Source organism: Magnetococcales bacterium, assembly GCA_015231175.1.
In the GTDB taxonomy this organism is placed as follows: Bacteria; Pseudomonadota; Magnetococcia; order Magnetococcales; family DC0425bin3; genus HA3dbin3.
In genome coordinates, this window is the sequence record JADGBZ010000010.1 from 70,912 (window position 1) to 84,975 (window position 14,064).

Below are 14,064 nucleotides of genomic sequence, written 5' to 3' on the forward strand. Positions count from 1 at the left end.
CTTGCCGCCTGCCGAATGTTCCCCCACCTGGAGACACAACCCCATGTCCGGTCGCAAAAAAATTGTCATGTTCCGCACCCTGGAGCATCACACCGCTTCCCGGTTGTATTGTCTGGCCATGGCACGCCAGGGCGTGGATCTGGTGGAAATTCCCTTCGACCACACCCTGTTGACTCAGCCGGTTCGCGAGATTCCCCCCGCCGATCTGGTCTTGATGGTGGATTGTGGCATGCCCGTCGTTTTTCCCGGTCTGCCGGAATATGCCGGTCGCAAAGGCTATGTCAGCATCGACTCGTGTCACAAGTTGGAACAACACAAGAAATATGTGGCGGATTGTGGCTTCCACGACGTTTGGGTGGCCCAGAAACATGTCGTGGATCAATTTCCGGGGAAGGGCCGTTGGCTGCCCCTGGCCGCCGACCCATGGATCCACGCCACCCGCCCCGAATTGGCGCGGCAAGCCTTTCTCCGCTCCCGCTGCTGGGGTCCGGCGTCCTACGATGTGGGCATGTGCGGGGCGCCCTATCCCCACCGGCGGCAGTTTGCACGGCTGTTCCGGAAACATGGCTTCTCCACCAACTTCCACTTTCGACGCCGCTTTGGTGAACTGGCCACCTGGGAGTTGTCCCGTTGTACGGTCGGCTTCAACGTGGGCGCCGGCTATACCGGCCTGAAAGGCCAGGACATGAACATGCGCATCTTCGAAACCATGGCCAACGGGCAATGCATGCTGTTGACCAACACCTACCCTGGATTGGGTTATGAAGAGTTGTTCGAGGTGGGGGTGCATTATGCCACTTTTGCCAGCGACCAGGAGGCGCTGGACAAGGTGCGTCATTATGTGTCTCACCCCCTTGAAGCCATCGACATGGCCCGCCGGGCCCAATCCCTGATCCTGGCCCAGCACACCTATGACCACCGCTGCCAGGCCATTCTGCGCGCCCTTTCCTGAACAAGCATGGCCCACATCAAAAACGCATGAAAAACTGGGGCAACTATTCACCACCCTTTCAAAAAAAGCCTGGATATGACAGCCTTTGTCAGGGCTTCGCCCCGAACCCCACCAGGGAGCCAGCCCCCTGGACCCCGATTCGTGGCCGGATCGTGAATAAATGGTTACCATAGACCCCGGAGATCATGCCGCCGCACCCGCGACCGCTCCTGCCAACCCTCCCTGCCCCACACCGCCTGAGCCCTCTCTGGCCCCGGTTGACCTGCTCGCAAATTATGGTGACCTGATCGATTTGACGCAGGTGCAGCGTGTTTTGGTCATTTTATTACGCCACATCGGGGATGTGATTCTGACCACGCCAGTTTTTTCGGTGTTGCAAAACCGTCACCCCCATCTGCGCATCGATGCCTTGGTCAACGAGGGAACAGAAGGGATGTTGGCCGACAATCCACACATCAACGTGGTGCACGTCTTGCGGCGCCAACAACTCAAACAAAAGGGGCTTTGGCATCGAATACACGGCGAATGGCGCCTGCTGCGCCAGATCCGGCAGGCTCGTTACAACCTGGCCATCTCCCTGACCGGCGGAGAACGGTCAACCACCCTGGCCTTTTTGGCGCGCATTCCCCTCTTTGTCTCGGCACGCGGGGGCAATACCCTGTTGGGAGGATGGATTCATCCGGTAACCCATTTGGTGAGGCACACGGGGTATCGGCGGCACTATGTGGAGCGTCACCTCGACTGCCTGCGTCACATCGGCGTGCATCCCACACCGGAAGAGCGCCGTCTGCAACTCTACGATGGCCACGCCGAACAGACCCGGGCCGAACAGTTGGTGCAGGAGATGATCCGCCAGGGTCAGGAGGATGGACGGTTCATCCTCTATCACCCCACCTCGCGCTGGATGTTCAAGGCATGGCCCTCTGCCTGCGCTGCGGCCCTGGTGGACCGGTTGGCCACACATCCCGGCCTGCCGGTGGTCCTGACCGCATCCCCCGATGCCCGGGAGATGGCGTACATTCAAGGCATGCAGGGACGCATGCAGGCTCGGGTGATCAACCTTGCCGGTCAATTGACCCTGCGCGAACTGGTGGCCATGATCCGACGCGCCACGCTGTTCGTCGGTGTGGATTCAGCGCCCATGCACATGGCAGCGGCGGTGGGAACACCCGTCGTCGCCCTGTTTGGCCCCAGCAGCGAATGGGATTGGGGGCCCTGGTGTACCCACCAGCAAGTGGTCGCCTCGACACGCCACCCCTGTCGTCCCTGCAACATGGATGGATGCGGGGGCGGCAAGGTCAGCGATTGCCTGACCACGTTGCCGGTGGAAACAGTCCACCAGGCCATCTTGCGCCTGCTGGAACCACTCGACCCCCAGGGGCCATAATCGCCCATGAATACGGAACCGGGGCATTATTCAGGTAACCATGAATCGGGGTCCAGGGGGTTGGCTCCCTGGCAGATCCAGGACAGAGTCCTGGTGGGGTTCGGGGCGAAGCCCTGCCAAAGGCTTTCATGTCCAAGCTTTTCTTGCAAGGGTGGTGAATAGTTACTTTTAACGCGCATGATGTTTTTGGCCTTGATCGTCCTTTGGCCATGATGATCCCAAACGGTACATCCGGTTGGAAAGGTTGGAAAGGTTGGAAAACCTGCAATACGCCCCACACTGGGCGCTGAAAAACGCGCCCAGTGTGGGGCCATGGCCCGCCCCCCTGGGCCTTTTTTGCAAACAGCGCAAAAAAGGCCTGGGAGAAGGGGGGGCGTACAAAAACAAAACGGGGCGCTGCCCCGGACCCCGCAAGGGCGCTGCCCTTGACCCGCAAGGGCGCTGCCCTTGACCCGCCAGGGAGCCAGCCCCCTGGACCCCGATTTGCTGCCGGGTGCTGAACCAGTATGGCTTTCCACCCTTTTCATGGATCCGACATCATGCGCATCGTCTTTACTCAATTTGCCCCCCCTTTTGAACACGGCCTGGATGAAATCGCCTACCTCCGCTATGACGACTGGTATGCCAAACTGCGCCGCCACTTCGCCACCCTGGGACATGAAGTGGCCTTTGTCTCCCAGACCCGGCGCAAACAACTCCTGCACCTCCCCTGGCAGGGGTATCAGGCATTTTTTTTCCCCGTCACCAATCCCAAGGATCGCCAACACGACGGGCGTTTATGGTACTTGAGCCCGGAAGCGGAGACATGGCTGGCCGCCTTCCAACCCGACATTTTGCACGTGGTCGGGACAGGAACGGAAATGGCTCCCCGCTTTCTGCAACAGGCCGGGAACGCGGTGGCCTTCCTTTGGGAACGCACCATGCTCTCCACCACCACATTGGCTTGGCCGGAAATGCGTCTCTTCGACTATTTTCTGCTCCCCAATTCCCAGGCCTGCCAACTTGCCGCAACAGCCGGGATGGCAAAAGAACACCTGTTCCTCCTGCCCCTGGGTACGGACACCGATACTTTTCACCCCTTGGGGCAACCCCGGCGCTACGACCTGGTCAGCTCGGGCAACCTCTCCTCCCAGAAACAATACCACCGGGTGCAACGGATCGTCCTGGAGCATGGTTTGAGCTGGCTGCATGCGGGGGGGTATATCAAAGGCAAACCCTATAGCCGTCTGAACGACCTGCTCCACTCCCACAACATGCGTAAAATAGGGCTGTTTCGTGGCCTGAAACGCTCGGGTGACGGCAAGGTGGCCTCGGCCCGGTTTTCCCATGACCGGATGCCCGAAGTGTACAATCAGGGCCGTCTGCTGGTGCATCCGTCACTCAAAGAGGGGGCGGCCCGGGCCGTTCAGGAGGCCTTGGCCTGCGCCACACCGGTGGTGGGGTTGCGCCAGGCCCTTCCCTGGGTGGAACCGGAATTTGGCCTGCTGCTGGATGATGTGAACGAATTGGAAGGCGCCATCCTGCAACTGCTGGCCGATCCCCCCAGGCTGGAGGCCATGGGAGCGGCAGGACGGAAATGGCTACAGGACAATCATGCGTTCACCCGGTTGGCGGCGTTTGTGGAAAATCTGCACGGACTCGGCAAGAGGAAGTGGTAGCACTGACCCAAGCCTGCCAGGTCATCCACATCCTGGTCAAACGGCCAACACGCACCGGGTGATCGAAAACGTTGCAGCCACATTTTTGCAGGCAGGACAGGTAGTGCCGATAGACCGCCCCCATGGCCAGGGCCGACCGAACTTCACGCCGGCCAATCTCCGTTGCCAACCGGTCGGCGTGTTGGAAATGGGCCGCAGCCGCCTCGGCAACCTGCTCCAAAACCCCCTGCAACTCCGGCAACCAGTGCCCCGCCAACACCCGATCCGGCGCTATACCCGCCCGCTGCAACATCTCCAGAGGGAGATAAATGCGCCCCATGCGGGCATCCTCGGCCAAATCCCGTAAAATGTTGGTCAATTGCAATGCCACACCCAGATGATGGGCAAACTGGCCCGCAAGAGGAGAGTGGGCCACTCCCAACAGGCGCAAGGCCACCTGCCCCACCGCAACCGCCACCTTGCTGCAATACAACTCCAACTCCGCCATGCCTGGGTAGCGTTGCCCGACCAGATCCATGGCCATCCCGTCGAGAATGGCAAAAAAGGGTTCCGGTTCCAGGGCAAAAACGGTCTGCGCCCAGACGAGTTCCTGCGCTATCGGGTGTTGGGGAACCCCGGCAAAGGTGCGTTCCATCTCCTCCCGCCACCATGCCAACTCGATCCGCGCCATGTCTGTATTCTGGCAACAATCAACGATGTCATCCACGGAACGACAAAACGCATACAGGGCGTGCATCCCCCGCCGGCGGACTTTGGGGAAAAGACGCAAGGCATGATAGAACGAAGAGCCGGAACGACGTGTCACCTCCTGGCAATAGTCAGCCGGGGTCATGTGACCACCCGATGCAAAGCCCGCATGAGGCACCCCATGCGGTCACGCCCGTCCAGATGATGTCGAATCCGCAGGGTGTTGCCACCCGAAAGCTCGATCTTGTCCAGCACCGCCATGCCGGCCTGCCAAATGACGGCCAGTTCAAGATTGAATGGCCACGACAACAGGTCGATCAGAGGATCCCCGGCTTGAAACAGCCGGCGCGTCTCCTCCACCAGATAGAGCAGCAAACTGCCCACAGCCGGAGAAAAACGCCGCTCCAGAATCAACTTTTCATCCACCCCGAACCGCTCCATCTCTTCACGCGGTACATAGAGGGGACGCCCTTTCCAGGGATCCATGCCCAAATCCTGCCAATGGTTGGTCAATTGCAGCGCCGTACAAATGGCATCCGACCACCGCAACCCTTCGGGGTGCTCCATTCCTGCAAAATGCAAGACCACCCGTCCGACCGGATTGGCTGAATAGCGGCAATAGTCCTCCAACTGTTCCACCGTGTCATAACGCTTGTTGGTCACATCCAAGCGAAAGGCGATCAGCAGTTCATACAAGGGTCGCGCCGGCAGACCCGTGGCCTGGAAGGTATGGGACAATGCCCGAAAGACCGGATGATCCGGCTGACCGGTCTCCGCCAACCGCAAGCGCCGGGACCAATCGTCCAGGAGCTGCAACCGTTCGGCGATATCACGTCCCGGCGTATCGGCAAAATCATCCGCCATGCGGGCAAAGGCGTACACCGCATGCAGGAAGGGGCGCACCCGCCGCGGACTCAAAAAGGAACCGACAGGAAAATTTTCCGGGTGCCCACGCACAATCTCCGCACAGTAGCGAAAATCATCCAGGAGAGCGCCGGGAATGGGTTTGGTCACACGCATGGCCAAGCCTGAGCCGCACTCATTCGGCCTGCGGGTGCAACCCAGGATCGGACGTGCCCGCCACACCTCCGAAATCGGGATCGACAGCACCCATCATGACGACTTCCACCCGGTTCCGTCCTCCCTCCTTGGCCTGGTACAAACCCAGATCCGCACATTGCAGAAGCCGTTCCACCAAACGTTGCACATCTTCACCGGAAGCCAACATTTTTTCACTCTCCGCCTGGCCAGGTTCCGCCAGACACCCCGCCAGGGTGCAGACCCCGAAACTGGCCGTCACCTGAAGGTGTTGCCGACCGATCTTGAAGCGCAGCGAAGCCACATCATGGCGGATCTTGTTGGCCGTGCTGACCGCCGCATCCAGATCCGTTTCCGGCAGGATCACGGCGAACTCCTCGCCGCCGAACCGGGCGAGATAGTCCGACTGCCGCAACAGGTTCCGGGTCTGCCCTGCCACCGCCGTCAGCACCTTGTCCCCGACCGGGTGACCGAAGGTGTCATTGATCTTTTTAAAATGGTCCAGGTCAAACATAAGCATGGCGAGGGGCAGATCATGCCGCAGGCTCCGTGCCACCTCCCGTTCCATGTGCTGATCCAACGCCCGCCGGTTGGGGATTCCAGTCAAGCGATCCGTCAAGCTCTCGACCCTGGCCTGCGCCAACTCATGGGAAACCCGGGTCAGATGATCCTGCGTCTCCCGCAACTTGCGTTGACTTTCAGATAATTGCCGGTAAACAAGATGCGTATGCGCCTTGAGGGACTCGGCCTCCCGCACCAGGGTCTCCCGCAATTCAAACAGCTCTGTAACGCTGCGCGCCTCCTGCAACCGAACGATGGCGCCGCCCAATTGTTTGTCCAGCCCTCCCGTCTGACCGCGAATTTCATGGATGTAGCCGGCAACCTCAGCCACCAGGTTGACAAACACCTCTCGTTCCCGCTTCCACTTCCGGTGCAACCCCTCCCCTGCCTGGATCACCTGGTCACAAAAAGCGGTCAACTCCTGAGCAAAAGCCGGATCATCCACCGTCTGCAACCGATGCAGCATATCCTGGGTACCTGTCCTGATCCACGCCTCTTCCCCCCCCAGGACGGCCACCCCTTGCAACAGACGCCGGACCATCTCGCCCGACAATCCTCCCCCGCCTGCACCCGTCCATTGCCGTTGGGCGCCTTCCCCGAACCGCTCTGTCCTGGCCCACTCTTCGGCCATTTCCCGCAGCCAACGCGCCACCTGGCGCAGTGGGTCCAAAAAACGCGGCTCCAGATCCTCCTCGGGAACCCCACGCGCCAACTCCTTCAGGATCCGCTCGACCTCCTGTTGCCGATTGACATCCCGGGACAAGGCATACTTGACGCCATTGGTCAGGATGGAAATCAACAAACGGGTCGCCGGGTGTTCACGGTGCGATCTGCCCAAGACGGTTTCAAACATCAACGCTCGCACAACCCTGTGCGCCTCCATGAAAGTCTGTCCAAAGGCATCCTCTCCGCCAGGAGCGTCATTTCTGCACGTCCCGGTCCCGCCATGCAGCCAGCACGTCCCGGCCAATGACGAAAGCCCCGCTGGCCCCAAAGTGGAAAAAGATCCACTCCACCGGCAAATCCGGCCAACGGGTTTTCATGATCTCTTCGACATCGTCACCCACTTCGCACACCAGGAGACCCCCTGGGGCCAGATAATCCGGCGCCTGGTCCAGGATGGCCGATACCAGACGCAGCCCATCATCCCCCCCCTGCAACGCCACCGCCGGCTCATGCCGGTACTCCCTCGGCAAGGCCTCGAAAATGGCCTGCGGCACGTAGGGAGGATTGGTCACGATCAGATCGTAACATCCCGGATCCAGATTTTGAAATAAATCCGCATGCACCAGACGAATGCGCCCTCCAAACCCGAGATGGTCCCGATTGATCCGGGCCACTTCCAGGGCATCGGCGGAGATGTCGGAAGCGTCCACCAGGGCCTGGGGAAACGCCTCTGCCAAGGCCACCGCCAGACACCCGCTCCCGGTGCACAGATCCAAAATGCGCCGCACCCGTCCCGGATCCACCCAGGGTGTAAACCCCTCGGCATCATCGAACAAATTTTCGATGCAGGAGCGTGGGATCAACACCCGTTCGTCCACATAGTAGCGCCGACCGGCAAAAAAAGCCTCGCGGGTGATATACGGCGCTGGCCGGCGTTGGTGGATACGCACATCCAAAACCTCGGCCACTGCATCCTGATCCTCCCGCGTCACCATCAGGTCATGACACACCTCCACCGTTTCAAATGGCACGGAAAGTGCGTAACACACCAAATATTCGGCCTCGGCATAGGGATCCTGCATGCCGTTGGCGTGGCAAAGGCCGGAACGCCGCAGGCGCGAGGCCGCTCGTTGGATCAGCCGCCCCAGGGAGATGGGACGGGATCTTGCGGATTTGGAGGTGGATTTCTTGACGGCCATGGCGCATGTCAACCTGTCGTGTGAGCCGCATCTGAATCCCATGATACCATTCTGGCCTCGGAATCCAATGTCGGGAGTTTTTTTTTGACAGTTCTCATGGGCAGACTTGTCGTTTCCCCCATTCTGGCATACTATTTTCGTTGGTTTTTTGACAATGTTGAGTTTTTGACGGTTCACTCTCCCGTAACCGCATACCATTGAGAGTTTAAACAGGACGTTATCTCTGTCAGGAGGAGACGTGTACGGCATTAAAGGACAATCGCCGTCCATGCGGCGGCTTTTCAAGCTGATCGAAAGGGTCGCCGCCACCGACGCCACGGTGCTGATTCAAGGAGAGAGCGGCACTGGCAAGGAATTGATCTCCAAGGCCATTCACGAAAGCTCCAACCGCAAGTCGGGGCCTCTGATCCCGGTCAACTGCGGCGCCATTCCGGAAGATCTTCTGGAGTCGGAGCTGTTCGGCCACGTCAAGGGGTCGTTCACCGGCGCCGCCTTCACCCGCAAAGGGCGCTTCGAGGCCGCCAAGGACGGCACCCTCTTCCTGGATGAGATCGGGGACATGAGCCCCAAGCTCCAGGTCAAAATGTTGCGGGTTCTGCAAGAAAAGATTGTTGAGCCCGTCGGTGGCGTCACGCCCATCCCGGTCAACGTGCGCGTCATCGCCGCGACCAACAAAAATCTTGAAGAGGAGGTCGCCAACAACAATTTCCGTGAAGACCTCTTCTACCGTCTCAACGTCGTACCCCTACAGGTTCCCCCGCTGCGGGAACGCCCGGAGGATATCCTGCTCCTTGCCGACCACTTTGCCGAACAGTTTGCCCAAATCCAAAACCGGAGCAAGGTGGTCCTTACCCCGGAAATTCAACAAATGTTTCTCAGGTACCCCTGGAATGGCAACGTGCGGGAAATGCAAAACCTGATGGAACGATTGACCGTCTTGTGTGATGGCGAGGTTCTGCCTGAAGACCTCCCCCTCCGCATGCTGGACCAGGAGGCCGATGTCGATGACGATGAACCCATCCCCGCCTCGGCCTTTTCCATCCCTAATCTCGCTGAAAACGGTGGCACTGACTTCAATCGCGAGGTGGAAGCCTACGAAAACCAACTCATTCTCAGCGCGCTGGATCGAACCAACTGGAACAAGAACAAAGCCGCCCGCCTGCTCAACCTCAATCGCACCACCCTGGTGGAAAAAATCAAGAAGAAAGGCCTTGAACGCTTGGAAAAAAAATAGGCTTGCCGCCCTGCCAGCCCTGCTGTTCCTGCTGATCGGTTGCCTGCCCGATCTGGCCAATGCGGCGATCACCTACACCTCGGAGGAGAACGGTCAGAGGGATCTCTTCACGTTCCCCCTGCTGGCCGGTCAACGCCCCCCCGAGATGAGGCTGCTTGACCCGACAACCCTTCAGGTGACCATTCCCGGGCAAAGAAGCGTCCCCTTCGAGAAGGACAAGGTAGCCAAAGCGAACTTTGTCAAAGGAATCAAGCTCGAAGAGATTCACGATGGCGAGATGGGGCTCCACCTCATCCTTGACCTGAAGGAGCCCCTTTTGGAGTTCCATGGCCGGGTTCTGGCGCCACCGGACGATCGCCCCGAAGCGGCCCGCCCTCCCATGTACCGCCTCGGTATCGAACGTCCTGTCGCTCCGAGCACCACCGGGCCGGTGCGCATCCTCGGCGCCCGCATCCTGCCGGGCCGCGATGGCACGCTGGCCATCTTTGCCGTGACCGGGCCTGCCACCGTCCACCCCACCATCGACTACGGCGATGGCATCCTGAAGCTGGTCTGGACCGGAGCCTCCCAGGCCCCCAGTTGGCAAACTCCCCCCCCCGCCGGTTTGATCGAGCGCATCATCAACTACCCGTTCGCCAAACACGTGGAGATGGAACTCTCGCTCAACAAGGAGGCCGGGCAGGCCTATTTCTACTCGGAGCCCCAAGCCGGTCTCTTCGTCGTGGAGATTCGGGGAAAAAGTTCCAGCGGTCGGGAGGCCAGCAGCATCAAGCCCGGGGAAGAGGCCAGGCAGGTGATCATTCCCACCCGTGAAGCCGAGGCGCAAAAACTCTTCACCACCCGCCTGGAAGCCCTGGCCAAGAACAAGGTCATTCCCTTGAACCGCTTGACCGATCCCATTTTTGACAATCCGCCCGACAAGGTGACCCTGGCCAAAACGCCAGTCGACGAGGCCTACTTCTACGACAAGGCCAAAGAAAGCGAACGCCAACAGGATTTTGCCCAGGCCAGGGCCTATCTGAACAGCCTGGTGGAGACCTTCCCCAAAACACCCAACAGGGAGGTCGTCGACCTGTACAAGCTCTCCCTGGGCAACCGGATCGAACGCCAACCCGGCGTCATTCTGGATGAGATCGAAGGCATCTTTTCCCGGCATCCCAACACCAAACAATATGCCAAGGTACGCCTTCGGCAGTTGCGTACCTTCAACGATGCCGATCAGTTCCAGAATGCCCTGGCCATCATGTTTGATCCCAATCTGCCCAAAAACGACCCCCAGGTGCTGATGGAGCGGGGACGGACCTTCATGGAGATCGAACGTTGGGACGATGCGGAAAAGACCTTGCGCTCGGCCTTGACCATCGAACCATCAAGCGACAAGGACAAGGCAGAGACCTACTTCCTTCTCGCCCGCCTGGCCGCAAGACAAGCCCATGACGACCAGGCCACGGCCATCCTCGATCTCCTCTCCCCCGAGCATGCCGCCATCCTGGCCAACAGCCCCGGTACCCTCCAGGAGATGGCGGATATCTATTTCAACAGCGGTCGGTTTACCCAGGCCTACAACATGTATGTCCGTTTTCTGGACAACTATCCCAGGGATCCTGCCCGCGCCCCATGGGCCTTGCTGCGCATCGGGGACATCAACCGAAGACTGGGCAAGATCAAGGAGTCGGAACAGACCTTTCGACGCCTGGAGTTGCAGTTTCCCCAATCCCAGGCCATGTTCTGGCAACGCATCTACAAGATCCGCCTCGATGACAAACGTCCCCTGGAAGAGCGCCTGAAAGCCCTGGATGCCATCATCGCCGAGAAACCTCTGCCTGGCGCCGCCTATGAAGCCCGGTTTTTGCAGTCCCTGCTCCTGGCCGAAGCCAAACGCTTCCACGAAGCCATGGCCAAACTCAACCATCTTTTGGTTCTCTCCTCGCGGGGGGCCATCGTGCGACGCACCAACATACTCAAAAAAAATATCCTGGAAACCGGCATGACCGAAGCCGTGGAGTCTGGACGCCCGGAAGAGGCCGTCGCTCTGGCGGAGGCCTATGGCTCCGACTGGCGACAGAAAGATGCGTTTGACCGCCCCCGCGTCCTCCTGGCCGAGGCGTTGCTGCGTATCGGCATCCCTGAGCGCGTGCCCCCCTTGCTGGTCAACAACAAACTTCCCGAGGCCGCTGAATTCACTCAGCTCATGCTTTCCATGAAGGAGTCACCGGAACCCTCGGTCGGCACCGAAGCCGATGGCAGCGCCATCCGAAAAATCAGTCCACCCGCCGCACGGGTGGTCCTCGCCGAGGCCGGACGTCTCGCCAAAAAGGAGCAGTGGAACGATGTCATAAACCTCCTGGGCAACCTCCCGGAGGCGGTCTTCAACCCTGAAGAGAAACAACGCCGTCTCCGCCTCTTTGCCATGGCCGCCGCCGCACGGGGACGCTTTCCCCAAGCCGTGGCCACCCTGGAAAAACTCCTGTTTGAAAAGCCCATGCAGGATGGCCGGGACTTCTACTGGTACGCCACCATCCTGCAAGATTGGCAGGGAGACGATAAATCCTTGCCCGCTTTCACGCGTGTTGCCACAGAATCGACCAACAAGGAAATTCAGGCATTGGCGCAAATGCGGATTGGGGATATCCTCCAGAAGAAAGGGGATCTGCCGGGTTCCCAAAAGGCCTTTCAGGAAGCGTCCCGCCTGGATCCAGGAAGTACCTGGGCGCGTGTCGCTCGCGAAAACGCCATGCATCTCAAAATGGTTCAGGGTCTGGCGGTGGAATAGGATATGATGACTGAAATCAAGGATATATTGCTCATCGGTCGCGAAAACCGGGACTGGGCCACCCTGATGGTCCAGGTGCGCGGCGCCGGCTTCAACCCCGTTTCCGTACCTTCGGTAGCGGATGCCAAGAGCCACCTCTCTGCCCGACACCCCATCAGCCTCATCATCCTGGCAGTCGAAAGCCTGATCGACCCCCTGGAGGGAGTCCGGGAGCTGACCTTCCTCTATCGAGGCATGCCCATCCTGGTCGCTTCCACCAAGGGGAGCGTCAACGAAGCCCAAAGCGCCATCGCCCTCGGCGCCGCCGACTACCTCCTGCTCCCCATCGACGACATCGCCTTCCAGGAGACCCTGAACCGCTTCGCCAACCAATATTTCGACCCCGAGTTGGGTCGGGGCCGTCGCCTGATCTCGGCTGATCCCGGCATGAAGAAACTCCTCAATCAGGTACGCCGCGTGGCCCCTTCCAAGGCCACCGTCCTGATCCAGGGAGAAAGTGGCACTGGCAAAGAGTTGATCGCCCGCTATGTCCATCAGGTCTCCGACCGGCATAAGGATCCCTTCGTCGCCATCAACTGCGCCGCCTTGCCAGAGAACCTGCTGGAGTCCGAACTTTTCGGTCACGTCAAGGGGGCCTTTACCGGGGCGGTCACCGATCGCAAAGGCAAATTCCAGCAAGCCAACGGGGGGACCATCCTCCTGGATGAAATCTCGGAGATGTCACTCAACCTCCAGGCCAAGCTGTTGCGCGTCTTGCAGGAGGGAGAGGTCGATCCTGTCGGCAGCCGAGGCACCGTCAAGATTGATGTCCGCGTCATCGCCTCCACCAACCGCGACCTCAAGGCTTGGTCCACACAGCAAAAATTTCGCGAGGATCTTTTCTATCGCCTGAATGTCTTCCCGATCGTCATGCCCGCCCTGCGCGAACGCAAGACCGATATTCCCCTCCTTGCCGAACATTTCCGGCAACGTTTCATCACCGAACTGGGGCGCAACGAAATCTCTTTCTCCCCAGTGGCGATCGATGTATTGCAAGCCTACCACTGGCCCGGCAATGTTCGGGAGTTGGAAAACATCATTCAACGCGCCTTGCTCGTTGCCGAAGGCAAGGAGATCCTCCCCGCCGACCTGATGATCGAACCCTCGCTGGCCGAAGAGGTCGGCACACTCCCCGCCACCGAAAGCAACGAAGATCGCATCCGCATGCCTGTCGGCACCACGGTCCGGGAGATGGAAGAAATTCTCATCCGCCGCACCTTGAACGAGGTGGCTGGCAACCGCACGCGCGCTGCTGAAATCCTCGGCATCTCCATCCGTACCTTGCGCAACAAGCTCAACGAATATGCAGCTCGCCTGCCCGATTGATCCTGTTTCCGGATCGGTCCTCTCTGGCCAACGCGCGGCTGCGTGGTCGCTCCTGTTTCTCTTCCTGTTGCTTGCGGGGTGTTCCAAGGCCGAAGCTCCGGTTGTGGATCCGCAAATTTTCGCCCAGGACTCTGTTCTGGACACGTTGCAGCGCCTTTTCATGCCCAAAACCTATTGGTCAAAACGCATCGAACAACTGCAACGCTCCGTCGATGCAGCCCGCGCCGAATTCCACAAACAGCATGCGGCCTACCGCCAACTCCTGACCACCCGACGCCAAATCGCCCTCACCAACCTGAACAAGTCTGAGCGCAAAGATCCCCAGCAACAATCAGCTGCCGCCTGGCGAGAGGCCATTCGCACCACCCGCTCAGACCTGGAGCGCCTGCGCCAGCAGAGCCGACAAGCTGGTCAGGCGTTGCAGCAACAGACTCTCTGGCTGAATCAGGCGGAACTCTCCTTGAATCATGCCATGTGGTAGAGCGGCCATCCGGTGGTGTCCTACGTTGACATAACTGGTCTAGCCGGGAACAAAACCCACTCT

11 protein-coding genes are annotated in these 14,064 nt (G+C 59.6%); 7 read left to right on the forward strand and 4 right to left on the reverse strand.

The genetic code is table 11. The annotated features are described in order from the left end of the window. Positions 1–43: 43 nt before the first annotated feature. The 3 genes from HQL63_04040 to HQL63_04050 all read left to right on the forward strand — a co-directional run bounded on the left by HQL63_04040 (position 44) and on the right by HQL63_04050 (position 3,997). Positions 44–952 carry a glycosyltransferase family 1 protein gene (locus tag HQL63_04040; protein MBF0176002.1) on the forward strand — a complete coding sequence of 303 codons (909 nt, stop codon included), beginning with the start codon at positions 44–46 and terminating at the stop codon, positions 950–952. Between the two features lie 160 nt (positions 953–1,112). Continuing rightward, a complete protein-coding gene (gene rfaQ / locus HQL63_04045) occupies positions 1,113–2,339 on the forward strand; it encodes a putative lipopolysaccharide heptosyltransferase III (GenBank protein MBF0176003.1) in 1,227 nt (408 codons plus the stop codon). A gap of 539 nt (positions 2,340–2,878) precedes the next feature. Continuing rightward, positions 2,879–3,997 carry a glycosyltransferase family 4 protein gene (locus tag HQL63_04050; protein ID MBF0176004.1) on the forward strand — a complete coding sequence of 373 codons (1,119 nt, stop codon included), beginning with the start codon at positions 2,879–2,881 and terminating at the stop codon, positions 3,995–3,997. Here the strand turns inward: HQL63_04050 and hpnD are convergent. The 4 genes from hpnD to prmB form a co-directional block, all read right to left on the reverse strand. Then, entirely contained in the window at positions 3,939–4,829 is an 891-nt protein-coding gene (gene hpnD, locus HQL63_04055; protein ID MBF0176005.1) for a presqualene diphosphate synthase HpnD, read from the reverse strand. The two genes, HQL63_04050 and hpnD, sit on opposite strands and share 59 nt — an antisense overlap. Then, positions 4,826–5,704: a squalene synthase HpnC gene (gene hpnC, locus HQL63_04060; protein ID MBF0176006.1), complete on the reverse strand. Its 879-nt coding sequence runs from the start codon at positions 5,702–5,704 to the stop codon at positions 4,826–4,828. The genes hpnD and hpnC overlap by 4 nt, the downstream gene beginning before the upstream one ends. 19 nt (positions 5,705–5,723) lie before the next feature. Continuing rightward, entirely contained in the window at positions 5,724–7,136 is a 1,413-nt protein-coding gene (locus tag HQL63_04065) for a GGDEF domain-containing protein (protein MBF0176007.1), read from the reverse strand. A gap of 67 nt (positions 7,137–7,203) precedes the next feature. Further along, on the reverse strand, positions 7,204–8,148 hold the full coding sequence (gene prmB, locus HQL63_04070) for a 50S ribosomal protein L3 N(5)-glutamine methyltransferase (protein MBF0176008.1): 945 nt from the start codon (positions 8,146–8,148) through the stop codon (positions 7,204–7,206). A gap of 238 nt (positions 8,149–8,386) precedes the next feature. Between prmB and HQL63_04075 the strand changes: the two genes are divergently transcribed. Genes HQL63_04075 through HQL63_04090 form a run of 4 tightly spaced genes read left to right on the forward strand, consistent with a single transcriptional unit; the run spans position 8,387 to position 14,001 of the window. Continuing rightward, positions 8,387–9,382: a sigma-54-dependent Fis family transcriptional regulator gene (locus HQL63_04075; GenBank protein ID MBF0176009.1), complete on the forward strand. Its 996-nt coding sequence runs from the start codon at positions 8,387–8,389 to the stop codon at positions 9,380–9,382. Continuing rightward, a complete protein-coding gene (locus tag HQL63_04080; protein MBF0176010.1) occupies positions 9,360–12,155 on the forward strand; it encodes a tetratricopeptide repeat protein in 2,796 nt (931 codons plus the stop codon). The genes HQL63_04075 and HQL63_04080 overlap by 23 nt, the downstream gene beginning before the upstream one ends. Before the next feature lie 3 nt (positions 12,156–12,158). After that, positions 12,159–13,520: a sigma-54-dependent Fis family transcriptional regulator gene (locus HQL63_04085; protein ID MBF0176011.1), complete on the forward strand. Its 1,362-nt coding sequence runs from the start codon at positions 12,159–12,161 to the stop codon at positions 13,518–13,520. Then, the gene (locus HQL63_04090; protein ID MBF0176012.1) at positions 13,498–14,001 is read left to right on the forward strand and encodes a hypothetical protein; all 504 of its coding nucleotides are present in this window, start codon (positions 13,498–13,500) and stop codon (positions 13,999–14,001) included. Before HQL63_04085 ends, HQL63_04090 begins: the two co-directional genes overlap by 23 nt. The last annotated feature ends 63 nt before the right edge of the window (positions 14,002–14,064 follow it).